The 25,640-nt window shown below is 45.5% G+C and carries 29 protein-coding genes; 17 read left to right on the top strand and 12 right to left on the bottom strand.

Annotated elements, in window-relative coordinates; translation table 11 throughout:
* The first annotated feature begins 195 nt into the window (after positions 1 to 195).
* Both AB6E85_RS01795 and AB6E85_RS01790 read left to right on the top strand, forming a co-directional pair.
* Positions 196 to 1,086: a helix-turn-helix domain-containing protein gene (locus tag AB6E85_RS01795; RefSeq protein WP_372141189.1), complete on the top strand. Its 891-nt coding sequence runs from the start codon at positions 196 to 198 to the stop codon at positions 1,084 to 1,086.
* 121 nt (positions 1,087 to 1,207) lie between these two features.
* Positions 1,208 to 2,116 carry a hypothetical protein gene (locus AB6E85_RS01790; RefSeq protein WP_372141188.1) on the top strand — a complete coding sequence of 303 codons (909 nt, stop codon included), beginning with the start codon at positions 1,208 to 1,210 and terminating at the stop codon, positions 2,114 to 2,116.
* 615 nt (positions 2,117 to 2,731) lie between these two features.
* Here AB6E85_RS01790 and AB6E85_RS01785 read toward each other — a convergent pair.
* Positions 2,732 to 2,902, bottom strand: coding sequence for a hypothetical protein (locus AB6E85_RS01785; RefSeq protein WP_019823299.1), 171 nt, complete (start codon positions 2,900 to 2,902; stop codon positions 2,732 to 2,734).
* A gap of 278 nt (positions 2,903 to 3,180) precedes the next feature.
* Between AB6E85_RS01785 and AB6E85_RS01780 the strand changes: the two genes are divergently transcribed.
* The gene (locus AB6E85_RS01780; RefSeq protein WP_004732526.1) at positions 3,181 to 3,669 is read left to right on the top strand and encodes an Lrp/AsnC family transcriptional regulator; all 489 of its coding nucleotides are present in this window, start codon (positions 3,181 to 3,183) and stop codon (positions 3,667 to 3,669) included.
* A gap of 110 nt (positions 3,670 to 3,779) precedes the next feature.
* Here the strand turns inward: AB6E85_RS01780 and AB6E85_RS01775 are convergent, their stop codons facing one another.
* Together AB6E85_RS01775 and AB6E85_RS01770 are read right to left on the bottom strand one after the other, a co-directional pair.
* Complete coding sequence (locus AB6E85_RS01775) at positions 3,780 to 4,484, bottom strand: DUF445 domain-containing protein (protein ID WP_086969012.1); 705 nt, start codon at positions 4,482 to 4,484, stop codon at positions 3,780 to 3,782.
* A gap of 286 nt (positions 4,485 to 4,770) precedes the next feature.
* Positions 4,771 to 6,621: an ABC transporter ATP-binding protein gene (locus AB6E85_RS01770; RefSeq protein ID WP_048610210.1), complete on the bottom strand. Its 1,851-nt coding sequence runs from the start codon at positions 6,619 to 6,621 to the stop codon at positions 4,771 to 4,773.
* A gap of 586 nt (positions 6,622 to 7,207) precedes the next feature.
* On the opposite strand from AB6E85_RS01770, the gene AB6E85_RS01765 reads away from it, so the two are divergent.
* Positions 7,208 to 8,182, top strand: coding sequence for an arginine deiminase-related protein (locus AB6E85_RS01765; RefSeq protein ID WP_017061193.1), 975 nt, complete (start codon positions 7,208 to 7,210; stop codon positions 8,180 to 8,182).
* 133 nt (positions 8,183 to 8,315) lie between these two features.
* Here AB6E85_RS01765 and AB6E85_RS01760 read toward each other — a convergent pair whose 3' ends face one another.
* The 9 genes from AB6E85_RS01760 to AB6E85_RS01720 all read right to left on the bottom strand — a co-directional run bounded on the left by AB6E85_RS01760 (position 8,316) and on the right by AB6E85_RS01720 (position 15,051).
* Complete coding sequence (locus tag AB6E85_RS01760) at positions 8,316 to 8,948, bottom strand: triacylglycerol lipase (RefSeq protein WP_048610139.1); 633 nt, start codon at positions 8,946 to 8,948, stop codon at positions 8,316 to 8,318.
* A gap of 134 nt (positions 8,949 to 9,082) precedes the next feature.
* Complete coding sequence (locus AB6E85_RS01755) at positions 9,083 to 9,922, bottom strand: AraC family transcriptional regulator (protein ID WP_086969007.1); 840 nt, start codon at positions 9,920 to 9,922, stop codon at positions 9,083 to 9,085.
* 114 nt (positions 9,923 to 10,036) lie between these two features.
* Positions 10,037 to 10,852, bottom strand: a complete 816-nt coding sequence (locus AB6E85_RS01750; RefSeq protein ID WP_248336298.1) for a GNAT family N-acetyltransferase — start codon at positions 10,850 to 10,852, stop codon at positions 10,037 to 10,039.
* Positions 10,853 to 10,957: 105 nt separating this feature from the next.
* Positions 10,958 to 12,097, bottom strand: coding sequence for a flagellar biosynthesis protein FlhB (gene flhB / locus AB6E85_RS01745; protein WP_086969003.1), 1,140 nt, complete (start codon positions 12,095 to 12,097; stop codon positions 10,958 to 10,960).
* On the bottom strand, positions 12,090 to 12,869 hold the full coding sequence (fliR, locus tag AB6E85_RS01740) for a flagellar biosynthetic protein FliR (RefSeq protein WP_170930180.1): 780 nt from the start codon (positions 12,867 to 12,869) through the stop codon (positions 12,090 to 12,092). Before fliR ends, flhB begins: the two co-directional genes overlap by 8 nt.
* 5 nt (positions 12,870 to 12,874) lie before the next feature.
* A complete protein-coding gene (fliQ, locus tag AB6E85_RS01735) occupies positions 12,875 to 13,144 on the bottom strand; it encodes a flagellar biosynthesis protein FliQ (protein ID WP_048610132.1) in 270 nt (89 codons plus the stop codon).
* Positions 13,141 to 13,881, bottom strand: coding sequence for a flagellar type III secretion system pore protein FliP (gene fliP, locus AB6E85_RS01730; protein WP_372141185.1), 741 nt, complete (start codon positions 13,879 to 13,881; stop codon positions 13,141 to 13,143). The genes fliQ and fliP overlap by 4 nt, the downstream gene beginning before the upstream one ends.
* A gap of 26 nt (positions 13,882 to 13,907) precedes the next feature.
* Positions 13,908 to 14,291 carry a FliM/FliN family flagellar motor switch protein gene (locus AB6E85_RS01725; protein ID WP_372141183.1) on the bottom strand — a complete coding sequence of 128 codons (384 nt, stop codon included), beginning with the start codon at positions 14,289 to 14,291 and terminating at the stop codon, positions 13,908 to 13,910.
* Complete coding sequence (locus tag AB6E85_RS01720) at positions 14,284 to 15,051, bottom strand: FliM/FliN family flagellar motor switch protein (protein ID WP_048610125.1); 768 nt, start codon at positions 15,049 to 15,051, stop codon at positions 14,284 to 14,286. Before AB6E85_RS01720 ends, AB6E85_RS01725 begins: the two co-directional genes overlap by 8 nt.
* Positions 15,052 to 15,222: 171 nt before the next feature.
* Between AB6E85_RS01720 and AB6E85_RS01715 the strand changes: the two genes are divergently transcribed.
* The 13 genes from AB6E85_RS01715 to AB6E85_RS01655 all read left to right on the top strand — a co-directional run bounded on the left by AB6E85_RS01715 (position 15,223) and on the right by AB6E85_RS01655 (position 25,631).
* Positions 15,223 to 15,570: a flagellar basal body protein gene (locus tag AB6E85_RS01715; RefSeq protein WP_048610376.1), complete on the top strand. Its 348-nt coding sequence runs from the start codon at positions 15,223 to 15,225 to the stop codon at positions 15,568 to 15,570.
* Between the two features lie 20 nt (positions 15,571 to 15,590).
* Positions 15,591 to 16,019: a flagellar basal body rod protein FlgC gene (flgC, locus tag AB6E85_RS01710; RefSeq protein ID WP_048610123.1), complete on the top strand. Its 429-nt coding sequence runs from the start codon at positions 15,591 to 15,593 to the stop codon at positions 16,017 to 16,019.
* Between the two features lie 36 nt (positions 16,020 to 16,055).
* A complete protein-coding gene (locus AB6E85_RS01705) occupies positions 16,056 to 16,724 on the top strand; it encodes a flagellar hook capping FlgD N-terminal domain-containing protein (RefSeq protein ID WP_050643541.1) in 669 nt (222 codons plus the stop codon).
* A 152-nt stretch (positions 16,725 to 16,876) separates the two neighbouring features.
* Complete coding sequence (gene flgE / locus AB6E85_RS01700; RefSeq protein ID WP_048610121.1) at positions 16,877 to 18,103, top strand: flagellar hook protein FlgE; 1,227 nt, start codon at positions 16,877 to 16,879, stop codon at positions 18,101 to 18,103.
* A gap of 4 nt (positions 18,104 to 18,107) precedes the next feature.
* Positions 18,108 to 18,842 carry a flagellar hook-basal body complex protein gene (locus tag AB6E85_RS01695; RefSeq protein ID WP_048610119.1) on the top strand — a complete coding sequence of 245 codons (735 nt, stop codon included), beginning with the start codon at positions 18,108 to 18,110 and terminating at the stop codon, positions 18,840 to 18,842.
* A gap of 11 nt (positions 18,843 to 18,853) precedes the next feature.
* Complete coding sequence (flgG, locus tag AB6E85_RS01690) at positions 18,854 to 19,639, top strand: flagellar basal-body rod protein FlgG (RefSeq protein ID WP_048610117.1); 786 nt, start codon at positions 18,854 to 18,856, stop codon at positions 19,637 to 19,639.
* 134 nt (positions 19,640 to 19,773) lie between these two features.
* Positions 19,774 to 20,409, top strand: coding sequence for a flagellar basal body L-ring protein FlgH (gene flgH, locus AB6E85_RS01685; RefSeq protein ID WP_048610372.1), 636 nt, complete (start codon positions 19,774 to 19,776; stop codon positions 20,407 to 20,409).
* Positions 20,409 to 21,536, top strand: coding sequence for a flagellar basal body P-ring protein FlgI (locus AB6E85_RS01680; RefSeq protein WP_372141181.1), 1,128 nt, complete (start codon positions 20,409 to 20,411; stop codon positions 21,534 to 21,536). Before flgH ends, AB6E85_RS01680 begins: the two co-directional genes overlap by 1 nt.
* Entirely contained in the window at positions 21,536 to 22,054 is a 519-nt protein-coding gene (locus AB6E85_RS01675) for a rod-binding protein (protein WP_372141179.1), read from the top strand. Before AB6E85_RS01680 ends, AB6E85_RS01675 begins: the two co-directional genes overlap by 1 nt.
* On the top strand, positions 22,054 to 23,433 hold the full coding sequence (gene flgK, locus AB6E85_RS01670) for a flagellar hook-associated protein FlgK (RefSeq protein ID WP_372141177.1): 1,380 nt from the start codon (positions 22,054 to 22,056) through the stop codon (positions 23,431 to 23,433). Before AB6E85_RS01675 ends, flgK begins: the two co-directional genes overlap by 1 nt.
* A gap of 10 nt (positions 23,434 to 23,443) precedes the next feature.
* On the top strand, positions 23,444 to 24,328 hold the full coding sequence (gene flgL / locus AB6E85_RS01665; protein ID WP_372141175.1) for a flagellar hook-associated protein FlgL: 885 nt from the start codon (positions 23,444 to 23,446) through the stop codon (positions 24,326 to 24,328).
* Complete coding sequence (locus AB6E85_RS01660) at positions 24,325 to 25,227, top strand: OmpA family protein (RefSeq protein ID WP_372141173.1); 903 nt, start codon at positions 24,325 to 24,327, stop codon at positions 25,225 to 25,227. The genes flgL and AB6E85_RS01660 overlap by 4 nt, the downstream gene beginning before the upstream one ends.
* Before the next feature lie 20 nt (positions 25,228 to 25,247).
* Complete coding sequence (locus tag AB6E85_RS01655) at positions 25,248 to 25,631, top strand: flagellar hook-basal body complex protein FliE (protein ID WP_050643537.1); 384 nt, start codon at positions 25,248 to 25,250, stop codon at positions 25,629 to 25,631.
* The last annotated feature ends 9 nt before the right edge of the window (positions 25,632 to 25,640 follow it).

Genomic DNA, 25,640 nt, shown 5'->3' with positions numbered 1-25,640 from the left:
AGAGTCACTTCGGTGGCTCTATTTTTTTGCCTATATCTAAATGCTTTGACCTTGTGTTGCGTCTGGCAAGTTGAGCATGTTTACCTTGTTGGTGACGCTGGCTAAGTCATACTTCTAGGCTCAGAGCATTTCCGTTCCCATTGCGATGCATTACTCTTGCTAAGAGCCGTTGAGTAAATGAATAGGAAGTTAATAGTGCCTCAAGTAATCCCGAATATTGGCTTTAACCATGAGAAAACGGCGCAAGCTGAGCTGGAGTTGGTGCCCTTGTCTCGGTTCTATTCAGAAAGCAATATTAACCACGATCCTCAATTGCCACATCGTGTCAGTTTCTTCCTGATTCTGTTTATCGAGCAAGGCTCAGGCACGCACATGGTCGACTTTGAGGACTACTCTTTTAGCCAAGGGAGCGTGTTGTTCATTCAAAGAGAGCAGGTGCACGCCTTTGATTTTAGTAACAAGCCACAAGGCACTGCGGTTTTGTTTACTCAAGCGTTCTTAGACAGTGTTCACGCTAATATGAAGTTGCCGAACTACACACCTACTCATTTGAACAAGGCGCACTCGGCACTGTTGTCACTAGACGAGTCCCACCAAGATCGGACGCAAAGTATTATTCAGCAAATTATGACGGAGCTGAATCAGCCAGAACCCGATCCCTTGATTGTGATGTACCTGTTCTCAGCACTAGCCCTGATTCTTCATCGCCTACGACCAGAAGTGAAGCAAGACGCCTTGAGCTTGCAGCAGAACATTAAGTTTGCCCGCTACTTTGAGCTTCTTCAAAACAACTACCTGCGCGTGCGTGATGCAAACTGGTACGCCAATCAAATTAACACCACCTACAAGACGTTGAACCAAGTGTGCAAAGTCGCAACGGGGTTAACTGCTAAGCAGATCATCGACTCTTTTACCGTTTTAGAAATGAAGCGTCAGCTGGTGGTAACCAATATTACGTCTCAGAAAATGGCGTTGGATTTTGGGTTTGAAGACGCCAGTAATTTCGTTAAGTACTTTAAAAATCATACTCAAATGACGCCGGGTGAGTTTCAAAAGAAGTATTCCAAGCCTTCACTCTCTGAATAGCTAGCAGGTCGACACGAATCATCTAAGGTTCGATATCTACCATTTTTCTGCCTAAATCCACTCTGCCGTGAGCCTCTTTCGTTGACTAATATAGTTTCCAAGCCAACGAGAGGACTCAATAATGAAAACAATAACCAACGCATTCCCAACAGCAACATTCAAAGCAGCTGAATCTAAAGCGACGAAACTCAAATCAACACTACTCACGGCAAGCGTACTCGCAGCCTCTATGATTACCGGCACGGTTGCAGCACAAGAGCTGTCTATTCAAGAAAAAGCGGTAGCGGTCATTTCGAGCATTGAAACGGGCGACGCAAAAGCGGTGAGCTACATTAACCCTAAAAAGTACATTCAACATAACCTAGCGGTAGGTGATGGCTTAGCGGGCTTTGGTGAAGTATTACAAATGCTTCCAGAAGGTTCAGCGAAAGCACAAGTGAAGCGCTCATTTCAAGACGGTGATTTCGTAGTAACACACACTGAATACAACTTCTTCGGCCCTAAAGTCGGCTTTGACGTGTTCCGTTTTGAAGAGGGGCAGATAGTTGAACATTGGGATAACCTGCAAGAAATTGCCAAGCCAAACGCAAGTGGACGCACTCAATTAGATGGCACGACTAAAGTCGTAGACCTCGAGAAAACGGATCAAAACAAACAGCTAGTCAGTGGTTTCGTCAAAGACATTTTGATTAGCGGCGATATGTCTAAAATTAATCAATATATCGACAACGAAGACAGTGCTTACTTACAGCACAACCCAGGCGTAGCCGATGGCCTAAGCGGTTTGGGTGAAGCTTTGGGGGCGTTAGCGGAAGCGGGCATGCCAATGGTTTATACCGCTAACCACAAGGTTTTGGGCCAAGGTAACTTTGTGTTGTCGATCAGTGAAGGCCAGTTCATGAATAACCACGTCGCTTTTTATGATCTGTTCCGTGTTGATAACGGCAAGATCGTTGAGCACTGGGATACCATCGAAACCATTCCTGCGCGTTCAGAATGGAAAAATGACAATGGTAAATTTGGCTTTTAAACCTAAGTGAAATTGAAGCAAATATGACTTATTTAAGCGGTACTTTCATCGAGGAAGTGCTGCTTTTTTATTGCTCAATTTGGTGGTTAACATGGGGGAGGTACTGTCGTTATAGGATTTTACAATGTAAATTGAAACCGAGTGAACGAGAGAAATTGCATGGAAGAGGTTGGACCTTTATGGCGTTTGATGTCAAAAAATGAAACAGAAAAATGGCTATTTTTTGAACTTGGCGCTCACTTTTGTGATTAGCTCGGTGAATTGTTGAACTGAATTGGACATGATGTGTCAATTGTCAGTAACCACTAAAGACCTATAGGACAAAGGTATGCCTGATCTCTATTGTAAAGGATGTAAAAAAACAACACTACATAAGTCTATAATGAAACGTTGTGAGTCAGAGCCCGAGACAACTTCTGGCCGTATGATGCAATGGACATCAAAGCTATTTAGTGGAAATCTGTATTACGATATGGAAACTCAGCACTTCTGCCGCACGTGTAACTGCCGTTGCGAAACAGGAAGTACTGTGCCCCAAGTTGGTTTAGCTTAACTTACAGTAAGCGCTCACTAACTTAGATCAAAAAACCTCCGTTTTAGGAGGTTTTTGCGTTTCTATGCGGCTTTGAGTGCTAGCTCAGCATCAATGGCGTCGCCATCAATCTTCACATCCCAACCGTAGTTTGAGTACTCATTTGCTAGTGCCTGAGCAACATCTTTTGATACCGTTACGTGTGTCCATGAACCAATACCGTAAGGTTTATATGCGAGTTCTTGCGTTTTCATAATAGAGTCATCCTTTCTCTTTGATAATTCTATTATTCACTTTGGCCTATATGCTTTCTTTCGTTTCCGGCTCAACTTATTTGTTAATCGGGTCATTTCTATAATAATTTGTTAATAACCAGAGTTTGATTTATAAGGGTTGTTATCTATTTGTATGTATTTATATTTGGTGTGAATATCATCTGCACATTTAGTTTTTAAATGTGTGAGCGAGGTTTTCTTCGATTGCTCTTGGTATGGAATATACTGAGCGGAATTTAGAATGTTTAAGGAATGTTATGTCTCAGCATCAGCTCGATCGTATCGATAAAGAGATACTAAGAATTCTGCATATGAAAGGGCGTTTACCTGTGGTTGAACTGGCAAAACAGGTCAACCTTACGACGTCACCTTGCTCTGATAGACTCAAGCGATTGGAGAAAGAGGGCTACATCACGGGCTATCATGCTGAGCTTTGTTCAGAAAAGCTGGGACTCGATGTTCAAGTCTTTATCCATATTCGTCTCGATCAGACTAGCTTTTCGATCTTCGACAAATTTGCCCAAGCGGTAGAAATGATGCCTGAGGTGGAAGAGTGCTACTCACTGTCGGGTGACTTTGACACCATGATCAAGGTTCGAGTGAAAGACATGAAGGCGTATCAAGCGTTTATGGCAACTAAGTTGGGCACCTTACCTGGTGTGATTCAGACACGCAGTGAAGTCGTGATTGAAGAGCATAAAAAGGGCTTTGGTGTGAACCCTGAGTTGTTGGCAACTCTAAAATAGTGGCCTGATTTCGCCTTACCAAGGTGATTTAGATATAAAAAATGGAAGCTAATAAGCTTCCATTTTTTGTTGAGCGTCAGATAAAGAGCAATCCGATAAACGTGTTCGGCTTACAGCGTAATGGCCGCAGAGATTAAGCCAATCACACCACCGAAGACACCGCCCCAAACCACAAGCCAGCCAAGGTGTTTCTTGATCATGGTCTGAACCATCTCTTTAACCAGCTTAGGTGTTAGTTCATTCAAGCGCTGATCGATGATCGCCTCAATGTTCTCTTTGATTTCATCCATCATCGCAGGTGATTCTAGCTCGTCTTTGATGGCATTTTTTACAGAGTCACTCTTGCTGATTTCAATCACTGATTCTTGCATCTTCTCAACAAACGGCGCTTTCATTGGCTCTAGTGCTTCTGTGCCACCAAACATTGCCAACATACCGCCAAACTGTGAGTTCTCGATAACATGCACCAGTGAGTCGAATGCAGGGTTAAAGTCGATCTTCTGAATCACAGGCTCTAGATTGAGCGACTTTCCTGTCATCTCGCTGCTTAGGAAGCGATCGATGTTACTTTCTGTAAAGAATTGCTCCATCATCAGTTGCTTGATGGCTGCCTTGAACTCTTCAAAGCGCGCTGGAATAACGCCAGAACCGTATAGGCCGGGTACTTTCTCGAACAACATGTGAATCGCAAGCCAGTTGGTGATGGCACCAGAAAAGGCGAATAGGCCTGCGTAAAGCAAGTATTGGTTTGCTGTCGTATAGCCGCCAGCAAGCAGTGCTAACGCAATAACGTTAGTTAAGACACTTTTGTTCATGGTTGATCTCTAGAAAGAATATTGCGCGCATTTTAAGAAAAAAACGCCAAGAAAAAAACAAAAGGATCGATGAAGTTTATTGGACAGGTAGCAAAGAGCGCTAAATAGCAGGCATAAAAAAGGCTAGCCTCCCCCCGAAGTCTAGCCTTATTCCAGAACGCGCAAGCGAGGCGTCTTTGGTGTTAATGTCATTATATAATTACGACATAACATTCTGCCACGTGTAATTTACCGCTAATAAACAAATTGGTGTGAATCACGCCGCACTTTTAAAATAGCACAAAAATTAAGCGCTCGTGGCTTGCTCAAGATCATCGGCAATGAAGCCACCGGTTTGGTGATTCCATAGCTGCGCATAAATACCATTCTGGTTAATCAGCTCTTGGTGCGTGCCTTCTTCTACGATATTGCCGGCATCAAGCACGATCAGGCGATCCATCGCTGCAATGGTCGACAGGCGGTGTGCAATCGCAATAACCGTTTTGCCTTCCATTAGCTCAATCAAGCTCTCTTGAATCGCTGCCTCTACCTCAGAATCGAGTGCAGACGTTGCTTCATCGAGAACAAGTAATGGAGCATTTTTCAGAAGAACACGTGAGATAGCGACACGTTGACGCTGACCACCAGAAAGCTTAACGCCACGTTCACCCACTTGAGCATCGTAACCAACGTTGCCAAACGGGTCGGTTAGCGTTTCGATAAACTCATGCGCGTGCGCTTGTTTAGTGGCTGCGTATACCTCTTCGTCTGATGCCTCTGGTCGACCGTAAAGAATGTTGTCTTTGATCGAACGGTGTAGCAGTGAGGTATCTTGAGTCACCATACCAATGTTGCTGCGCAGAGAATCTTGAGTAACGCTCGAGATCTCTTGGTCATCAATCAGGATGCGGCCACTTTCTACATCGTGGAAACGCAGTAGTAAGTTAACTAGGGTCGATTTACCTGCACCTGAACGGCCAACCAAGCCCACTTTTTCACCCGGTTTGATGTTGAGGTTGAGGTTGTTGATCACCCCCTTATTCTCACCGTAGTTAAAGCTCACGTTGTCGAAGTTGATACCGCCTTGTGGAACGTCCAGAGGCTTCGCGTCTTTCTTGTCTTCGATAGCGATAGGTTTAGACAGGGTTTTAATGCCATCAATCACGGTACCTAGGTTTTCAAACAGGCCACCAATTTCCCACATGATCCATTTCGACATGCCGTTAATACGCAGAGCCAAGCTGACCGCAATCGCAATCGCACCCACGGTGATCGCATTGTCTAACCATAGGTAGATAGAGATACCCGCAATGCTGAACACCAATAAATAGTTAGCGAACTCAACGCAGATGTTGAAGCCAGTAACCAAGCGCATTTGGCGATGAACCGTATCTAAAAAGCCTTCCATGCCTTCTTCGGCGTATTCGGTTTCTCTTTTACTGTGTGAGAACAGTTTCACGGTGGCGATGTTGGTGTAGCTATCAACAATACGACCCGTCATCAATGAACGAGCATCCGCTTGTTCGGAAGAAACGTCTTTTAGCTTTGGCACGAAGTGCAGTTGAATACCGATGTAAACGAATAGCCAAATCAGCATCGGAGCCATCAAGCGCCAATCTGATTCAGCAAGCATGAACAGCATCGCCGTGAAGTAAACCGTTACGTAGACAAACACATCGACCATTTTGGTCACGGTTTCGCGCACCGCGAGCGAGGTTTGCATCACTTTAGTCGCGACACGTCCGGCGAAGTCATCTTGATAAAAGGACAGGCTTTGCTTCAAAAGGTAGCGGTGCGCTAACCAACGAATCGACATTGGGTAGTTGCCCAGCAAAGTTTGGTGAAGCAATAGCGAGTAAACACTGATCAAGATTGGCATCACAACCAACAGCAGAATACCGAGCCCCATCAATGTCGACTCGTTGTCTGCTAAGAAAGTGTCTGGGTTGCTTGTTGATAGCCAGTCAACCAATTGCCCCATGTAACCGAACAGCGCGACTTCGATTATCGCGATGGTCATGCTCATCAACCCGAGCAAGATCAACGGTTTTTCGAAACCTCGAGTGTAATGGCGACAGAATGCCAGTATGCCAGTAGGAGGTTGTATCGGCTCTCCCTTTGGAAAGGCTTCAGTAAAGCCTTCAAATTTCTTGTACATAGATTTCCCTTTATAAACTAGTGCATCTATAAGCGACTGCATCGTTGGTGCAGCTTTGTTTTTATGGTCTTGATTTGAAATTTAACTGTCTTAGTTTGAAATTATATAAACGCCCATGGGCTCTTATCAGTATTAAGTCATTCGATGGATTTTGTTCTAGCGCTTATTTAGGCACTTGGCTTTAAAACACTAAAACTTTGTTTAAGCGATGCAGGAAAGGTCCAAAGAATGTCTTTCATGACGCTTATTTTAGATTGAATTAGACAGGAAAAGTTAAGCTTATTTCAAACGTAATTGATTGTTATGCAACGGTGATAATCCTAACGTTAAATGGATTAAATTGTAATCAAAACTCGTGATAGGCGAGAAAATGGAATCAGAATATTTATCCATAAAGTGACTTAACGAATATGCACACAGTTGGTTCTTTCTGATGTGCTGTTATCTTGCAGTAAAAATTACCGATTAATCTAAGATCTGCAGTAATTGTTTGGGATAAATATTCAAATCAATATTCTTTTCAGTGAATCTTGTCGTAACAAGTTGTTTACAATTCTGAGGTAAATAAAAGATAGGGACGGTTGAAATGTTAAACCTACACAAAAAATCACTTCATATTACTAATGTTCAAAACGCCAATTGCGTTGTTATGGTGCCGCCAAAAGAGTTTAAATTTAACGAAGAAACAGCACGTGATAACGAATTTCAGCACAGAGTGAATCTGACCGAAGCTGAGGTGAAGGTAGAAACGATGGCCGAATTTAAGGCTATGGTCGCTTCGTTGCGTAAAGAAGGTGTGCAAGTTGTAGAGTTTGATTACCCAGAATTGGGCGTTGAAACTCCGGATGCTGTTTTCCCTAACAACTGGTTCAGTACCTGCAGTGATGGAAGCTTATTTACTTTCCCTATGGCGTGTGAAAACCGTCAAAATGAAGTTAAGCCAAATGCTCTTATTGAAGCGTTAGAAGCGTCGGGTCGCATTGTTAACCACAGCGAGTCTCTAGAGTCTTACATCGCGCAGGGTTCTTATCTAGAGAGCACGGGCGTGATGGTTATCGACCATATCAACAAGACTATCTATGCTGCGCTTTCTCAACGTTGTGACCGCGAAGTATTAGAAGATTACGCAAAGCGCATTGGCTATTCTCGCGTGGTCTCGTTCCAAACGGCATTACCGTCTGGCCAGCCGATTTACCATACCAATGTCATGATGGCGATTGGCGATAACTTCTGCGTGATCTGTGATGAAGTGATTCCTGAGTTTGAACGCCGCTTTGTGGTGAAGTCGCTTGCTAAAGATAAGCAGGTTATCTCTATCTCAATTGATCAGATGAACCGTTTCTGTGGCAACATCCTGCAGCTTGAAACCGTGAATGGCGACAAGGTGATCGCCATGTCTCAATCGGCTTACGATGCGTTTTCTCCAGCTCAGTTAGCTCAGCTATCGACACATGGCAAGCTGCTACCATTTAACGTGAAAACGATTGAAGACATTGGTGGTGGTTCGGTGCGATGCATGTTGGGTGAGGTGTTTTTACCAACGCGAGTAAATCGTCTGTAACAAGCGCTCACTTCAGTAATGAATCTTTGAATACCACTCTTATCGCAGAGTGGTATTTTTGTTTTTATCTATCACAAATAAGAGAACAAGAGCTCGATACAGGAGTCAACGCGCAAAAGCTAACGGAAATAAGCTATGAAGCGTCCTTAAAAGCTCTGTGTTCGATGAACTGAGCCGACAGTGTCACGACTTCCTTGGAGTAGACAAGCGCCGTGTGGTTGAGTTTGAGGGCGTAAGTATCCGTTGCTCCTCTTAGGTTGGCGTCTTCGAGTGTGACTGTGCCATCGCCAGGATTTCTTCCCAGAACAATACGTCCGACTCCGGCGTCGTAGGTACCTGTAATCACGCCAATCGGCACATCAATATCGTAGTCACCCAAGCCATCGCTTAAGATCATTTTGCTCGAACCAAATATAAACCCAAGCCCATGATTCGACAGTGTTTTGGCTATGGTTGCCCCATTGTGCGGCGTGCCTGCTGTAATAATGCAGGTGTCTGCAAAGTCGGGTTGGTAGAACTTAAAGTAGTGGCGAATCAGCAAGCCACCGAGTGAGTGACCAAAGAAATAGACCTCATCGTACTCATTAAAGCGAGCATTCACGAAGCGATTGAGGCGTTTGGCTGCAGAAGGGAAACGCAGCGAGTTGTAGGCAAACTTGTGCGTTGTAAAGCCGCGTTTTTTGAAGTTTCTATCCAGATATTGCATGATCAACGCAGGCATATATAGACCATGAATTAAAACTATATGTTTGTTTTTATTATTCATTTTTGTCCTCCGTCTGATGATGTCCCCAGTATATTTAGTCGCAAATCTAAACTCAATAAAACTTGCTACTAATGGGACACAAAAGGCAGAGGTGTACGTTATAAACAGAGCCTTTGTTATAGAGAAAGGGTGGGTTAGTCCGATCTCACTCCACCATAAACATCTATGGTTAATCCGCCTTGTTTAGCGTAAGTATTAGGTGTTAGACCGATGGTTTTCCTTAGGTAACGAATCAGGTGCGGTTGGTCGCTAAACCCAAATTGAAAGGCGACGTCCATCCAGTCGATGTCATCCAAATTTCGCTTATACAAGTATTCCAACATCGCTTCGAGTTTGTTCATCGATTGGCATTGTTTTAATGTCAGCCCTGTTACCTTGTTGAAGCTTCTTTCCAATGTTCTTTGCGAGCAAAACAGCTTGTCGCCAAGCTCTGCAATCGGTGTCGAACCAAGCACACCCAACACCTTACGTGTGAGTTCGCTGTGCCTATCCGTTTTAGCTGTCGATAACCAAGGAAGCAGCAAATCATCTAACTGCTGACAGCAGGCCTCAGCATCGGTTTGAGCGAGCTTGATCAGCGACATTGCTTCGGCATTAGGATTATCTAACAAACTCGCGAGATCGATAGGGTTAACACTGTCTAGGCTGGGGTGCGGACAGTCTGGAATATCTAACGTGTACAAGGCTCCGACATGGAATTTAATACCTAAGTGAACAAAGGGCTTTGAGTGATCCAATTCGATGGCTTTATGGTGTGGTAACAGCAGATGGCAGCCAACGCCTTGATCGATTTTTTGCTCAATCGTGTAGTGATATACCTGCTCGCTTGGCGATAAGATCAGGTGTGCCGATGGATCGGGATTGAGTATCGGAAATTGATGAGTTTGAGCGTCGGGCGTCTTTTCAATCAGCCAGTAGCAATCAATGAACTTAGCGATTTGAGGGGATTTTGGAGACTGTAACCAATTGATCATTAGACCTTCTATTTCAGATGACTGTCACCTCCAACTATATGTGGATATCGTTATCGGTGACAGTTTTTATCAGTATCTATTATCAGAACTGAACTTTCAGCTTAGTTCTGAAATTTAGTCAAAATCAAACTGCAAGATACGATGTTTTGAAGACAATCCAGAGCGAGTGATGGCCTTTTGTGCTCCAATGTTGCTGCTTTCCGTAGAACACATAGCTTCTAACCCTTGGCTGTTAGCGAGCTGCTTTAGAAAGTAAAGAACACGCGTTGCTAAGCCTTTACCGCGTTCTTGCTCAGCGACAATCATGCCTAGGTCGGCAAACTGCGTTTGGTGTTCATCAAATTTCCGACATTCTCCTGTTGCGAGAACATTGTTATTTTCCCAGTAGCCCCATAGCTCTTGTCGAGCAATTAAGTTGCTGTAGTAACCGGTCAGCCACTCTTTTGGTGCGCCAATTGCTGATGAAGCAAATTCAACTAGTTGATCGAGTTGCTCTTCCGTCGCGAGAGTCATCTCGATGTTTTCAATGCTGTTTTCGACGGCTGTTGGGCGCTGGCGAAACATCAGTGCGTTGACTTTGAAGGACTCAGTATTGTCCAAGCATAGTGACAGATATTGTGGTTCAGCCGTGCTCACGAATGCGCCTTTCACCTCACCAACCACAGAGCTGTTGTTTTCTACGATTAAGGTGAACAAGTCTGTAATAGTGGTGTTGGCGGTTGGTGCTAGATAGAATTGAAGTAAGTAGCCTCCACCATTCAATACGCAATAACCGACAAGTTTGTCGCCTTCGTAAAAGCCGTAATGGTCCGACATAGGTACAAAGCCGAAGTGCCACATGCCATCAAGAGGTGCTGTTGACTCAGCAAAGTAAGCCGTTTTAAGTTCGCTCAAGTCTCTAAGTGCTGAGATTTTTTTGATGTCTAACATCGCGTTAATTCCTGTCGTTTCAATAGCTGCAAGTTTAGGCGACTGCTTTAAGAAGGTATTGAACAAAAACGACAGTTTTATGCGTTTCACTAGTGGAGTGGCGGCCTAATCGTTTGGATCGGACCATGATTTAGGGATGTTGAATTGGGGCAAGCTGGTGGGTTTGTTTCTTTCGCCTTTGCGCCATGCTTTTAGCTGATTCACATAAGTTAGAATATGCGCTATCGCGACAAAGAGTTGGTTTGGAACCATTTGATCGATTTGAGTGGTGTTGTAAATCGCCCTAGCGAGTGCAGGGCTCTCGACGACTTCAACCTCATTTTTAGTCGCAAGTTCTCTAATGTAAAGCGCCACATCATCTTGCCCTTTCGCGACAACAAACGGTGCCTCTGCTTGGCTTAAATCATAAATTAGGGCAATGGCGTAACGGGTTGGGTTGGTTAACACAACGCTCGCTTTAGGTACGCGCTCATTGGCACTTCTCTTGGCATTTTGAGTTTGTATCTGACGGATTCGAGCTTTAACCTCTGGCCTACCTTCTTGGTCTTTGTGCTCATCTTTGACCTCTTGCTTGGTCATTTTCATCTGTTTTGTAAATTCATGCCGCTGATAAGGGAAATCAAATAAGCCAAACAGTAAGACGATTAAAAGAAGGTAACCCAAGTACTCAATGGTAATGGTTGCTACGGAAAGTACGACGGTATCAAAGTGGGCACTGACTAGGTTGGTGATCACCGAGATGTAGCTCGATATTACCCAATACAGTAGGGTAAAGAACAGAGAGACCTTAATGACGTTCTTAAACAGTTCGACGATCGATTGAGAGGAAAATATGCGTTTCAGTCCTTTGAGTGGGCTTATCTTTTCCCACTTGGGGATCAATAAAGATGGGCTGAATATCCACCCACCAAGTAGCGTTGAGCCGACGATCGCGGCAATCATTTGATAAATCAGTAGCGGGAAAAATAGCGTGATCATCGAAAAAAGCGCGGTGCCTACTAACTCAACGATAGCCATTGGCTGGCTGACCGTTTGGCTATCAAACTGAAAGCTCACAAGAAACAGTTCAATGAAGGTCTGTTTAATCATGTCTACATTCAACACGTAGTAAGCAACGACGCTGACAAGGGTTATTGAAGAAACGAACTCTTTAGCGCGCGGTACTTGCCCTTCTCGCCTAGCTTTGGCGAGCTTATGCTGACTGGGTTGTTCACTCTTATCTCCGGAGTCTTGATGATCAGACATTAGGCAGCCTCAACATATAGTGCAGATGCTGGTTCAACTCTAATACCAGATCAAAATAGTGATCGCCGATACCGGTTAGGGAGGCCATTAATGCGAATAAGCCAAGTAGCATGGTCATTGGAAAACCAAGTGCAAAGACATTAAGAGACGGTGCCGCTTTGTTCATTAGACCAAACGTGATGTTGCTCAATAGCATCACGACAATAGCAGGCACCGCTACCAGTAAGCCGGTCGCAAACATCCAAGAGACCATTTTCAATACGTATTCAATGCTGTTGAAAGGGAAGGCTGAATTGAGAGGCCAATATTCAAAGCTTTCTTTAAACACAAGCAGCATCACTAGGTGTCCATCTAAAGATAGGAAAAGCAGCATTGAGGTGATGAACATGATTCTGCCAATGATGGCGATACTGACGCCGTTGGCAGGGTCATTCATTATTGCCATGGCTAACCCCATTTGCATGGAAATCGCCTGCCCCGCAATTGAAAAAATAGTGAAAAATATCATCACCGCAAAGCCAATTAAAAACCCAAATATGAGCTGGTAAAAAGAGAACAGTAGAGTGTCGATGCTGAAAGGGTTAAATGGAGGAACCTCCTTCACTAAGGGAGCGAGAAGCAAAGAAAAAATAAAAGCAAACAGCAACTTAACTCTTACCGGTATCGCGTTATCACCAAAAAATGGTGCGATAAGAAAAAGCCCAGTAAATCGGACAAATGGCCACCAGAGTACCCCTAGCCATTGGGTGATATCAGTAAAGGTTATTTGCATCAGGGCTAGCCAACCTTGCTTGGTATTGTATTGAAGATAAACAAGAATAGGTCGTTGATCTCTTGTAATAACCAATGGCCAGAAAGAATTATGCATAACAGAGTTACTAATAGCCTAGGAAGGAAGCTAAGGGTTTGTTCATTGACTTGAGTTACCGCTTGGAAAATTGCTACGACCAAACCCACGACAAGGCTAGGCACGATAAGAACCGACACCATAAGAATGATCAGCCAGATTGCTTGGCTTACCAGAGTGACGGCTTCTTCCGGACTCATCCACTTATCCAAAAACTGTTGGCTAAACTCCCCATGAGTAAGCCCCAGCCATCGACGATGACAAATACCAGCAGTTTAAAAGGCAGAGAGACAATCAAGGGCGACAGCATCATCATCCCCATCGACATCAGAACAGAAGCCACCACTAAATCGATGACCAGAAAGGGCAAAAACAACATAAAGCCAATTTGAAAGGCAGCCTTTAGCTCGCTCAGTAGATAAGCCGGCAGTAATACTAAGAAGGGAATATCCTGATCGGACTCTATGGAGCTTTCGCCTGCTATTTTGGAGACTTGTTCGAGTGCCTTACGTTGCGTTTGGTCCAGCATGTATCGACGCAGCGGCTTTTCTGCTGTGGCTAACGCTTCCATCAAGGACACTTCATCGTTCGAGTATGGAATGTAAGCGGTATCGTAAATCTTGGTCCAGACTGGCCTCATGATCAGCAAAGTAAAAATGAGTGCAATCCCCACAAGTGCCTGATTTGGCGGCGTTTGTTGTAGGCCGAGCGCTTGCCTTAAAATGGCCAAGACAATGACGATTCGCGTGAAGCTGGTGCACATGATCACGAAAGCTGGAACGAAGCTCAGTAATGTCATCAGGATTAGAATCTGCAATTTAATGCTGTATTCAGTGCCGTCAGATGTGGTTGTTTCACTGAGAATCGTCAGCCCTTCTGCGTGCGATGTACTCGCGAATAACGCAAAAGCTAGCGTGAAGAATATTCGTTTTGGCATCGTACTCTTTGCGTTATTCAAAGGAGCTACTTACTTGGTTTCTTGATGATGCTCAGTAATCTAACGCCATACTGACCATTCTTGGATACTATCTCCCCCGTGCCAAACGCGGTGCCGTTGATCTTGATATCGACGGGGTCGCCTTCATGTTTTTCCAGCATCACGACACTGCCTGCTTTTAAATTCAGTAGTTCATCTAATATCAATGTCTTACGTGCAACCTCAACGGTTATGTCGACAGGGATACTTTTTAGCAGAGAGATGTTACTCATATGCTCTTTGTCGTCTCCCAAGTCCAAGTCGTCGGTAAGATCATCCAAATCTAAGTCATCAAGATCTGGTAATTCACCATGAAGGTTTAAGTCGCTCATTGAGCTGTCAATGTTGTGTGTCTCTTTGTCGTTAGCCATCGATTTCGACTCCCAGTTCAGAGTTTATGGATTGAAGTTTGCCAAAAAAAGTAGGGTGTCCGTTGACCTTGACCGTGAGGTTTTTGCACAAGGTCATGGGCATAAAGTCCCCGGGTTTCAGCTGTGAAAGCTCATGGAGCGTGCATTGCCGGTGAAGCATGACGCACCCTAGTTCAACGGGCTGATAGCGTAAGTTGTCGAGTATCTCTTCCCGATCAAAGGTTTCGTTACTTTCCATCATGTCGCGCAGCTTTTTCACGTATTTGTTGTCGATCATGAAGGTCAGATCGAGCTGTTGGTCGTCGAACTCAAACGTAATGGTGACACCAATGTCAGAGGGCTGATGGTCGGTGTGCTCAATGGCGTAGTGATTGGCATCGGCAGTCAGCGCGTTGGTTATCGCCATGGCGAATTTTTGAAAAAGCCTTAGGTGGGTTTGGGTTAGCGCAATGTCGTTATTGCTACGCTTTGATTTCTTGAGTGGTAACGGGTTGTTGAGGTGCTTGTGTAGCAGAATATCGGCAGCTTGTGGCGCAATAAAGAAAAAAACATGCCCAAATTCCTCAATATGAAGAACGGTTTTGATGCTATTTGCTGGAGGTCGACGAGCTTCTGAAAACGTCGCTTTTACGTGACGGCCCGCAAAGTTAAACTTAAAAATATCAATAATTTCTGTAGAGAAATGGCTTGAGTGTCTTAACAGAAACTTACGCATTTTTATGCTCGGATTTCCGAATTCAGTCAATGATAATTTCTTCATGTCAAGTACCAATTGTTGGTTTTTGCGGTCATTCTCAAATTTGACACGCTAATTAATCCTAACTATAGGTTAAAGCAATCTCATTTCAACTTCGGTTGTGAGAGAAAATATAAAAAGTTAAAGGCCTACTTCTTAAAAGGATTAAGGCCAAACAACGACGAGGCTAGGGCAATGATTCACTTAGACGATGCACTTGGGGTACACCCAAAAATGGTGCAGTTTCGTTTGGACAGAGCGGCAGTATTGAGCTCCAATATTGCTAACGTGGACACGCCTAATTACAAAGCGATGGATCTAAGATTCGAGGCGGTACTCAGTGGTATTGGTCACTCAAAAGACTGGTACATAGGTACGACGGCTCAATATCGGATTCCTGTGCAAAGAACACGAGATGGCAACACTGTTGAGCTAGAAAATGAGCAAGCTAGGTTCGCAAAAAATGTGATGGATTATCATCAGAGCCTTGCGTTTTTGCAGTCTAAGATCAACGGGATAAAGTCTGCCATCAAGGGACAATAAGTGAATTAGGTAGGGACATCATGGCTTTCTTAGGTATCTACGAGACGGCAGGCTCAGCGATGAGTGCACAGACCGTCAGGCTTAATACTATCTCCAGTAATTTGGCGAATGCCGATTCAGTATCTGGTGACCCATCAAAAGTCTATAAACCGCTGAAACCGATTTTCTCAGCAGTCTATAACCACTTCAATGCACAGCAAACTCAACAGCAAGGTGTGGTGCCGATTCGCATTGCCGATGTTGTTGAAGTCTCTTCAATGATGGAAGGCCGTTATGAGCCCAACAATCCTCTCTCCAATGACGAAGGGTATGTTTATTACTCTGGCATTAATGTCGTTAACGAAATGGCTGACATGATATCGGCTACTCGTAGTTTTGAAGCCAGCGTAGAAGTGCTCGGCAACGTAAAGTCGATGCAACAATCACTGATGGGGCTTTGGCGTAGTTAATGTAACTGCTGCCAATGACGCCAGAGGAATTACATCATGACGACGATATCCGGTGCGGCGCAGGTCAATAATATTGAGTCTGCGTCAACGATCACCCCTCAAGATAATCCGAATAGTGCGAGTGCATTAAAGAATGAGTTCATTACTTTAATGGTGGCTCAGATTGAAAATCAAGATCCACTCAACCCAACTGACGGCACGGAATATGTCGCACAGTTGGCGCAGTTCTCTCAGGTTGAAAGTACAGAAAACCTTGTTCAACTGACGCAAAACAACTCGACAATGCTCGATAATTTACAAGTGCTTAGCACCGCCGCGCTGATTGATAAAACAGTGACGGTAAAAAGTGATCGCTTGTCTGCATCGGGTGTTGATCAGCATGCGGGATACGTTGAGTTACAGGCGCCATCGAATACCGTGATACTGGAGTTAGTTGACTCACTTGGCAACGTTAAGTCGATGAACCTTGGCCCGAACAGTGCAGGGCGAGTGGATTACACATTGGATGCGCAAGCCATGGGGCTGACGGGTGAGTACCAAATGCGTATCAAATTGGACAGTGGACAAGATTATCAGCCATCGATTTATCAGCATGGCCAAGTGGAACATGTGACGACACCTCTAATCGGTGGTACCAGTCACTTGCAGGTAAAGGGAGTTGGCATGGTGGCGTTTTATGACGTTGCTGCCTTCTCAAATGAGTAAAGTTTGAAATAGGTTAAAAGATTTTCGCTATATTTTTCGGCTTTTGCCGGTTTTAGTTTGTTTTTTTAAAGTAAGTAAGATGGCGGCTGTCGTTCTTCGCTAGCTAAGTAAACCTGCGGAGATAGCCTCTTTAGCGTGAAGAGGAAGACATTATGAGTTTTAGTATTGCACTGAGCGGGCTTAATGCCTCGAACTCAGAGCTGAACACCATTTCGAATAATATTGCTAATGTTTCTACGACAGGTTTTAAAGAGTCGAGAACCGAGTTTGCTTCCGTTTATAGCGGCAGTGAAGCTGGTGGCGTTGAAGTGGTTGGGGTTTCGCAAAACTTTGAAAAAAGTGGAACGGTTACAGGTACAGGGCGATCTCTGGATATGGCATTGAGTGGTAATGGCTTCTTTGTGCTTGAAGACAGTAAAGGGCAAACCCTCTATACCCGTTCTGGTATTTTCAACATGAATGCCGATGGCGTGATCACAGCAAATAGTGGTGCGGCACTGCAAGGTTACTCGGTTGATGGCAATAATAACCTGCTGTTGGGGTCGGTAGGCACCGTGCAGATCAGTACTGCATCCTTGCAGGCTAGGGAAACAGATGCCATTGAGTTTGTTGCCAATTTAGATGCCAGAGAGCAAGTTCCCGCCACCGCATTTGATTACAGTGATTCATCCACCTACAACCATTCCTATACCACTCCAGTCTATGACTCTCTGGGTAACCCACATACGGTGAGTCAGTACTTTGTAAAAGGTGCATCCAATGATTGGGATGTCCATGTTTTGGTCGATGGTAAAGCGATTGATGGCGCTGATGCCTTGATACCTGCCGCGTCACCAACTGCAACAGACACAGCAAACTTTACTTTTAATGCCGATGGCACCATTTCGTCTGGGGGAAATTATTCAGTCAGTTTTGACCCTGCGAATGGGGCGAACAGTGTTACGGTTAATATTGACCTTGCTGCGGTCACTCAATTTGGTAGTGACTTCGTTGTCTCCAAAAATAGCCCGAATGGTTATACCTCTGGTGACTATGCCAGTGTTCGTATGGAAAACGATGGCCGTATATTTGCGACCTACACCAACGGCCAATCTCAATTGCAAGGTCAGGTGGTGCTTGCCGACTTTGCTTCTCCTCAAAACATGATCAAAACCAGTGATACAGCTTGGTTGCAAAGCTTCAGCTCCGGTACGCCAGTTCTTGGCACCGCGGGCAGTGGGGTATTCGGTGATTTGACTTCTGGTGCGCTCGAAGGTTCTAACGTCGATCTGACGTCTGAATTGGTGGCCTTAATGACGGCTCAGCGTAACTATCAAGCCAATACCAAGTCGATATCGACATCGGATCAATTGACGCAAGCCTTGTTCAACGTGGTGTAGCGCTATGAATCCTATTCTATTCAGTGCAGCGAAAGGTGCAGAGCGAACCATGCTCGCTCAGCACGTTCGCGCAAATAATCTGTCACATGCGGACACCGTAGGTTTTAAAGCCTTAATGGAGCACTCAACACCGATGCGCCTTGAGGGCTCAGGCTTTCTGACTTCCGTTACTTCCAGAACCAACTCATCGATTAATAACTTTGCTCAGGGTGAAGATATACGTACAGAGCGACCATTGGATATTGCGATCAATGGTGATGGCTTTATTACGCTCGAAGGGCTAGAAGATGAACCTGCTCAGCTCTTTACCCGGGCGGGTAATTTTCGATTGGATGGTAATGGGCAACTCTATCTTGGTGAGCGTCGGGTGATGTCGACAGAAGGTCCAATGGTGTTACCAGATTTTGAGTTTGTGTCGGTTAGCTCGAACGGGTTGGTGTCTATTACCCCAATTGGTGGTGAGGCGTCGCTAGAGGTTGGCGCCCTTAAGCTGGTTAAGCCTGAGAATGAGCAAATGACCATGCATGCCAGTGGTCATTTTGTTCCGAAAGGCGGGCAAGCATTGGCTGAAGATTTTACCGTTCAGGTTCGTTCTGGTTATTTAGAAGCGAGTAATGTCTCCAGTTTAGAAGAGCTGGTTAGCATTATGTCGCTGACTCGACAATACGAAATGCAAATTGAAGTGATGGCATCTGCAGATGAAATCGCTCAGATAGGCAATAAGCTTCTCAAAGCTTAAGGAAGGGAATTATGCACAGTGCCTTATGGATATCCAAAACCGGGATGGCCGCACAAGATGCAAAAATGACGGCTATTTCGAACAACCTTGCCAATATCAATACGGTAGGTTTCAAGCGTGACCGCGTGGTGTTCGAAGATCTTTTTTATAGCGTCGACAAACAAGCGGGTACCGAAACCACAGAGCTCAATGAACATCCTACAGGTATTCAGCTTGGTAATGGTGTTCGAGTAGTCGGCACCGAGAAAGTGTTTACCCAAGGGAATATTCAGAATACGAATCAACAGTTTGATTTAGCTATTTTGGGTGATGGTTTTTTCCAGATAGAGAACTCAGAAGGAGAACTGCTTTATACCCGAAATGGGCAATTTCAAACTAACTCTGATGGGCAGCTAGTCAACACGCAAGGCTATCCTTTGATTCCTGAAGTTGTCATTCCTCCAGAAGCGACCCTAGTCAGCATTACTGCTGATGGTGTGGTCAGCGCCACGATACCGGGCCAAGTTAACCCTGAAGACCTAGGGCAAATCACCATCGTTAAATTCATGAATCCTGCGGGGCTTTCTGCTCAAGGGGGAAACCTATTTATTGAAACTGAAGGTTCAGGTGAAGCGGTCGAGCTCGTCGCCGGAACAGAAGGTTCAGGCCAATTAAAACAAGGAGCACTTGAAGGGTCGAACGTACAGGTGGTGGAAGAGATGGTCGATATGATCGCCACCCAACGCGCTTATGAGATGAGCGCCAAGATGGTCAGCGCAGCCGATGAGATGCTGCAGTACATCGCGCAACAATCATAGCTTTCGTTTTAACGAGCGAATAGCGATGGTCGTTAGGGAGTTCTGACATGGAAAAGTCAATTAAGCCAGGGTTGGGTAAGGCGCATGCAATCTGTGTGATTTATTACCTTACCGTAGTTACCTTGCTGGTGGTGATGGTTGCCGGCTGTGCTGGTCGCCAAGACGATTTTATTCCACCATCGCCGAATGATGAAGCGTATGCACCGCCAGAGCTGGACTATCAAGTGACAAGAGTCAGCAAAGGCAGCCTTTATACGGGCACCACCTCGATGACCCTGTTTCAAGATCGAAGAGCGTACCGTGTGGGCGATATTTTAACGGTGTTGTTGGATGAAAAGACAGAGTCAGATAAGAGTGCCTCAACTCAATATGGCAAAGATTCCAGTGCCAACATTACCGCTCCCACATTGGGCAACAAGACGTTTGATGACGTGAGCGCTTCCGTTGATGCCACCCGTGATTTTGATGGTGCTGCTGCCTCAAAGCAAGGCAACAGCTTGTCAGGCTCTATTACTGTCACCGTTTACAACGTCTTGCCCAATGGTGTGCTTAGGGTAAGAGGTGAAAAGTGGCTCAAGCTGAACCAAGGGGACGAATATATTCGTCTGACCGGCAATGTCAGGGTTGATGATATTCAGGCAGACAATACCCTCTCCTCCCAGCGAATCGCTGATGCAAGAATCACTTATGCTGGCCGCGGCTCGTTTGCTGATACCAATACTGCAGGTTGGTTGACCCAGTTCTTCAATTCGCCATGGATGCCATTCTAATGAAATCCCTAATTCGCTTCTACTTAACCTCGTTGGCGTTGCCTTGGTGCTTGCTCTGTTTTACTTCGGTGGTCGATGCAGCGCGGCCGATTGCTGAAGTCGCAGAGGTGTATGGAGACAGACAAAACCAACTTATTGGCTATGGATTAGTTGTCGGCTTGGACGGGTCTGGTGATAAATCGCAAGTGAAGTTCACGCAACAATCAGTGGTTAACATGATCAAACAATTTGGGGTGCAACTGGATGATTCCACCAACCCTAAACTGAAAAATGTCGCCGCCGTTAGTGTCACAGCCATGGTGGAGCCTCACCAAGGAGCAGGTCAAACCCTTACGGTGACGGTGTCTTCATTGGGGGACGCAAAAAGCTTGCGCGGCGGCACCTTATTGCTGACTCCATTACGAGGTATCGATGGCGAAGTTTACGCAATAGCACAAGGCAGCCTAGTTGTTGGTGGCTTCAATGCTACCGGTGAAAACGGAACCAGCATTACAAGAAACACACCGACCGTCGGGCGTATTCCCAATGGTGCGACCTTGGAGCGTGAGGTCTCGACCGGTACTGATTTAGAGCCAACGATACGCTTGCAACTCAAACAACCGAATTACGAAACCGCGCTCAATGTTTCCAAAGCCATTAATAAGATGTTCGGCGGGCAGGTAGCCAAAGCGCTCAATAAAGGTCAGATCCAAGTCTCTGCCCCGATTGATAGCGAAGACCGAGTGATGTTTGTTGCCATGATTCAAGAGCTTGAGGTTGATGAGGGGCGACGACTGCCTAAGGTCGTGTTCAACTCTCGCACCGGAACTGTGGTGATCAGCCAGAACGTGACGGTGTCTGAAGCGGCGGTCAGCCAAGGCGGGATTACCGTGACGATATTGGAATCTCAATCTGTTTCTCAGCCTGGTGGTGCTTTCAATACTGCTGGAGAAACCGCGATTATTCAGAACTCTCAAGTGAGTGTTGATGAGGAGGATGGGACCACTATGGTTTGGCCGAAAGGGACCAATCTGCAAGAGATCGTTGATGCGATTAACAACATTGGTGCGACACCAGAAGCGCTTATGCAAATTTTGCAGGCACTCGATGAGATAGGTGCCATTAACGGTGATTTGGTGGTGATCTAATGACGCATCTAACGGCTTTGACTCACGTGGCGCTTGAACCGATATCGAGTAACCAAGCGGCGCCAATACTGGACAACCCAAAAATGGCAGCGTCGATTAAACATGCTGATCATCCGCTGCCATTTGCAAAATTAATGATGAACAGAGCGCCTGAAACGGTGCATATGGCGAAAGGCAGTGCAGGTTCGAGCCAAGCAATTACCAACTTTTACTTAGACAACAACGCGCTTGCTAAATTGAAGCATGACAATTCTGCCTCAGGATTATTAGCGGCTTCACAGCAGTTTGAGGCGTTGTTTTTACAACAAATGCTGACCCGAATGCGCTCTGCCAGCCAGGGGCTTAGTGACAAAGATAATCCGTTGTCGATGAAATCAGACGATATGTTTCAGGGCATGCTAGATACTCAGCTTGCACAACGAATCAGTCGTCAATCGTCGTTTGGATTAGCCGAGATGATTTTTAAACAGTTGTCATCACAAGTTATCGGCCGACCTTTTGATAAGGAGAATCAGTAATGGGAATGACCAACATTGGATTAAGTGGCGCACTCGTCAACCGTGTAGCTCTCAATACAACGGCGCAAAATACCGCTAATGTGAATACCCCTGGGTATAGCCGTCAAATCGTGACGATGGAAGCCAGTTTATCTGGCAATGCCGTGAATGGTATTAACTTAGGCTCTGGCGTTGAGGTTAGCGATATCCTGCGGATTGCCGATCAATCGTCTATTAATCGACTAAGAGAAGCGACGGAATCTGCCCAATATAGCCAAAGCTATTTTAATGGTTTGTCCAATTTGGAGAACTTGTTAGGAGCTGATGGGCTTAGCCTCACACAGGGAATGAACGGATTTTTTGCTGCCATTGATGAGGCCAGTGTGACACCTGAAAGCGTCGCTTTTCGCCAGCAAGTACTGACAAATGCTGATGCTTTAGCGCAGCAGTTTAACGCCGTATCTGCGCAGTTGAGTCAGCAAGAAGCCGCGCAAAGTGAGCGTTATGGCGCACTGGTTACCCACGTGAATAGTCAATTAGAAAGCATCGCTTCCCTAAACCAAAAACTGCAAGAAGATGCGCTGCTCGGCAAGAGCATTGGTGGCTTACAAGATGCGATGGATAAACACCTCAATGAACTCGCTAAGTCTCTCGATGTTAAGGTGATCTACACCAATGGCGGCGTCGAACTCTCGACACCAAACGGTCAGCCTTTAGTAATTGGTGGTTATGCCGCATCGCTTGAGCGAGACCTATCCAGTGGCGATCCTTACAGCACAGATCTGAACATTACCTTTCAGTCGATGACGACGCCTGTTGATGCTTCGTTAGGTGGAGAGTTAGGGGCGCTCGAAGCGCTAAAAACGAACCAATACGATCCCATCCAAACGCTGTTAGCAGATCTTGCCAAAGGCTTGGCTGATGGAGTGAATACGGCATTGAGTTCAGGGTTTGATCTTAATGGTGTAGCTGGTCAGAACTTGTTTACCTACACCCCAGGCAGTGAAGCCTTATCTTTGGCGATTGATCCTAACCTCACTGCACAAGACTTAGCCTTTTCATCGAGTGCGACCCTTGCCGGAAACGGCGATGTGTTGAAAGACCTATCGATGTTGTCACAAACACCACTAACCAATGGCTCTGTGGTGGGAGAAACACCCTACAGCGCCTATTCAGGGTTACTCGGTGATATCGGTATTTTCACTCGACAGGCGCAGAGCGAGGCAACGGCAGCTCAAGTCAGCATGGAAGACGCGCAAGTGGCGAGAGACAGTGTCAGTGCGGTTAATTCCGATGAAGAGGCCGCCAACATGCTGCTGTACCTCAACGCTTATGAGGCCAACATGAAAATTATTAGTACGGCGAATCAGATGTTTCAGACCTTGCTAAGAGCATTCTAGGAGAAAAGTGATGCGTGTAACGGACTCCCAATTTAACGCGGTGATGCAGCGTTCATTAATGGACAACAATATCCGCTTGAACAAAGTTTTTGAGCAAATGTCGACCGGGCTGAAGATCAATCATTTATCCGATGACCCGATTGCCGCTGTGCGCCTTGAAGGGCTCAAAAAGACCGTCTCTGACAATCAGCAGTACCAACGCAATATTGAAAACGTGCAGTCACAGCTGACGCGCTACGAAACTAACGTCAACACGCTTGAGGAGCTCTCTCAACAAGTGAACGAACTGCTCCTACAAGGGAAAAACGGTACGCTTGATTCACAGAGTAGAGCGGGGATAGTGCTAGAACTTAAGTCCCTCAAAACGGAAATGTTGAACACATTGAACCAAGCCAATGATGGAAGTTATCTCTTTTCAGGAACGGATATCAGCACCCCTGCGATCGCTACAACACCGCCTTATGCCTTAAACCCCAATTCAGATTATCGCGAGACTAAGGTCGGTGATAATCAATACGTACCGAGTAACTTAACCATCACCGACACCATAGGTAGCAGTGCAATTTTTACTGATTTAGACAATGCGATAGCAGAATTGGAGCTTCCAACTGGGGGATTTACTGCTGCTTTAGATAACGCGCTCAATACCAACCAAGCGCTTCATCAAAGCTTGTTGGTTTCATTAACTGATATTGGGAGTCAATACAACGCCTTAGACAGGTTGAAAGATACCAGTATCGATATGGTGTTCTTTGCAGAAACCGTTCGCTCTGAGCTAGAGGAACTCGATTATGCAGAGGCATCCGTTGAACTTAACCAAGGTATGATCGCGCTAGAAGCTACGCAAAAAACCTTTGCGCGTGTTGCCGGAATTTCACTGTTTGATTTGTTATGAATAAGTACTTTTGGGCAACCGCTAGCTTGGGCACTTCCTCTGTCTTTCGCCGTGCCCTTGGCAAGATGCTAGGCGTTTTGCTAATAGGCTGGGGAGTGATGCTGTCGACTCAGGTTTTGGCGCAGCGCTACATTGTTCCGTTCGATAGTGTCGAGTGGCGATTCACAGAGTCTGTCGATCAGTGTGAATTGAACTCTTTCGATCCCCACACCGGCTTTTCTGTGCAATTCATTTTGTTGGCGGCAAGCCCGATGGAGGTCAGAGTGGAAAAGCGTGGTGTGCGTTCACTTCCGACATCAACGTCATTCAATACTACAGAGCCTGTTTGGGGAACGTCCCAGTCTTACACAACAACCACCATCGAAAGAGTAAACAAGCAAGGGGCCGCTCTCGTGACAGACGATGGCGCAACCTTGATGTTGGATGATATGGCAAGTGGCGCTTGGTTTAACGTTAATGCGATGGACTTTGATGTCTATTTCCCAACCACCAACTTTAAGCCAGCTTTAGATCAATTTAATGAGTGCCGTTATGGCTTGCCGCCGGTTAACTTCCAGCATGCGCGTCGAGTCGAATTGCGCTTTCAGCAAGGGGCGGTGTCACTCACCGAAGGGCAGAAACGCACCATTAATGACATCAGCACTTTGGTCAAACGAGACTCGAGAATCATTAGAATCTTGATTGATGGTTACACCGATAATTCCGGTGATTCCGTCGCTAATTTACAACTTTCAAAGCAGAGAGGATCCGACGTTGCGCAGTGGTTTATGGGCAATGGCGTGTCAAAGAAAATGATTGAGATACGTGGCCACGGTGATCGTTATCCTAAGTATGACAACACGACTCAGCAAGGTCGGGATAAGAATCGTCGCGTAGAGATTCGGTTAGTGCGCAAATGATGCAACCGCGAGGGTAAACAATGGAAAAGATGACTGCAGTCCAAATGCAACAAGCAATGTTAGGGAAGATAGAGCAGCAGCAAGAGGTTGCCAGTAATCCGTTCTCTAACCAGGCTGTCACGGGAGCGATGGTGAGAGGCATCACGCATGACAATCACACGGTTAACCCGGTATCCGATAATTCACTGGCGTTCAGCAACACCTTGAAAAGTGTGCTCGATACCGTAGATAGATACCAATCTCATGCTTCGGAAAAAATCACCGCCGTTGAGTTAGGTAAAAGCGATGATTTATTGGGAGCGACGGTCGCATCACAGAAAGCTCAGCTCTCATTTAATGCATTGATGCAAGTGCGCAACAAGATGGTGTCCAACTTTCAAGACATCATAAAAATGCCAATTTAGGCTAGGGAT

Source organism: Vibrio sp. 10N.247.311.51, assembly GCF_041467855.1.
GTDB classification, from domain to species: Bacteria; Pseudomonadota; Gammaproteobacteria; order Enterobacterales; family Vibrionaceae; genus Vibrio; species Vibrio coralliirubri.
Note: the sequence above shows the minus strand (reverse complement) of the source record. Positions and strands in the feature narration are given on the sequence as shown.

Excerpts from the sequence above, each read along its gene's own strand:
- AB6E85_RS01790 (WP_372141188.1), top strand. The coding sequence starts at position 1,208 with ATGAAAACAATAACCAACGCATTCCCAACAGCAACATTCAAAGCAGCT.
- AB6E85_RS01785 (WP_019823299.1), bottom strand. The coding sequence starts at position 2,902 with ATGAAAACGCAAGAACTCGCATATAAACCTTACGGTATTGGTTCATGG.
- AB6E85_RS01780 (WP_004732526.1), top strand. The coding sequence starts at position 3,181 with ATGTCTCAGCATCAGCTCGATCGTATCGATAAAGAGATACTAAGAATT.
- AB6E85_RS01775 (WP_086969012.1), bottom strand. The coding sequence starts at position 4,484 with ATGAACAAAAGTGTCTTAACTAACGTTATTGCGTTAGCACTGCTTGCT.
- AB6E85_RS01770 (WP_048610210.1), bottom strand. The coding sequence starts at position 6,621 with ATGTACAAGAAATTTGAAGGCTTTACTGAAGCCTTTCCAAAGGGAGAG.
- AB6E85_RS01765 (WP_017061193.1), top strand. The coding sequence starts at position 7,208 with ATGTTAAACCTACACAAAAAATCACTTCATATTACTAATGTTCAAAAC.
- AB6E85_RS01760 (WP_048610139.1), bottom strand. The coding sequence starts at position 8,948 with ATGAATAATAAAAACAAACATATAGTTTTAATTCATGGTCTATATATG.
- AB6E85_RS01755 (WP_086969007.1), bottom strand. The coding sequence starts at position 9,922 with ATGATCAATTGGTTACAGTCTCCAAAATCCCCTCAAATCGCTAAGTTC.
- AB6E85_RS01750 (WP_248336298.1), bottom strand. The coding sequence starts at position 10,852 with ATGTTAGACATCAAAAAAATCTCAGCACTTAGAGACTTGAGCGAACTT.
- flhB (WP_086969003.1), bottom strand. The coding sequence starts at position 12,097 with ATGTCTGATCATCAAGACTCCGGAGATAAGAGTGAACAACCCAGTCAG.
- fliR (WP_170930180.1), bottom strand. The coding sequence starts at position 12,869 with ATGCAAATAACCTTTACTGATATCACCCAATGGCTAGGGGTACTCTGG.
- fliQ (WP_048610132.1), bottom strand. The coding sequence starts at position 13,144 with ATGAGTCCGGAAGAAGCCGTCACTCTGGTAAGCCAAGCAATCTGGCTG.
- fliP (WP_372141185.1), bottom strand. The coding sequence starts at position 13,881 with ATGCCAAAACGAATATTCTTCACGCTAGCTTTTGCGTTATTCGCGAGT.
- AB6E85_RS01725 (WP_372141183.1), bottom strand. The coding sequence starts at position 14,291 with ATGGCTAACGACAAAGAGACACACAACATTGACAGCTCAATGAGCGAC.
- AB6E85_RS01720 (WP_048610125.1), bottom strand. The coding sequence starts at position 15,051 with ATGAAGAAATTATCATTGACTGAATTCGGAAATCCGAGCATAAAAATG.
- AB6E85_RS01715 (WP_048610376.1), top strand. The coding sequence starts at position 15,223 with ATGATTCACTTAGACGATGCACTTGGGGTACACCCAAAAATGGTGCAG.
- flgC (WP_048610123.1), top strand. The coding sequence starts at position 15,591 with ATGGCTTTCTTAGGTATCTACGAGACGGCAGGCTCAGCGATGAGTGCA.
- AB6E85_RS01705 (WP_050643541.1), top strand. The coding sequence starts at position 16,056 with ATGACGACGATATCCGGTGCGGCGCAGGTCAATAATATTGAGTCTGCG.
- flgE (WP_048610121.1), top strand. The coding sequence starts at position 16,877 with ATGAGTTTTAGTATTGCACTGAGCGGGCTTAATGCCTCGAACTCAGAG.
- AB6E85_RS01695 (WP_048610119.1), top strand. The coding sequence starts at position 18,108 with ATGAATCCTATTCTATTCAGTGCAGCGAAAGGTGCAGAGCGAACCATG.
- flgG (WP_048610117.1), top strand. The coding sequence starts at position 18,854 with ATGCACAGTGCCTTATGGATATCCAAAACCGGGATGGCCGCACAAGAT.
- flgH (WP_048610372.1), top strand. The coding sequence starts at position 19,774 with ATGGTTGCCGGCTGTGCTGGTCGCCAAGACGATTTTATTCCACCATCG.
- AB6E85_RS01680 (WP_372141181.1), top strand. The coding sequence starts at position 20,409 with ATGAAATCCCTAATTCGCTTCTACTTAACCTCGTTGGCGTTGCCTTGG.
- AB6E85_RS01675 (WP_372141179.1), top strand. The coding sequence starts at position 21,536 with ATGACGCATCTAACGGCTTTGACTCACGTGGCGCTTGAACCGATATCG.
- flgK (WP_372141177.1), top strand. The coding sequence starts at position 22,054 with ATGGGAATGACCAACATTGGATTAAGTGGCGCACTCGTCAACCGTGTA.
- flgL (WP_372141175.1), top strand. The coding sequence starts at position 23,444 with ATGCGTGTAACGGACTCCCAATTTAACGCGGTGATGCAGCGTTCATTA.
- AB6E85_RS01660 (WP_372141173.1), top strand. The coding sequence starts at position 24,325 with ATGAATAAGTACTTTTGGGCAACCGCTAGCTTGGGCACTTCCTCTGTC.
- AB6E85_RS01655 (WP_050643537.1), top strand. The coding sequence starts at position 25,248 with ATGGAAAAGATGACTGCAGTCCAAATGCAACAAGCAATGTTAGGGAAG.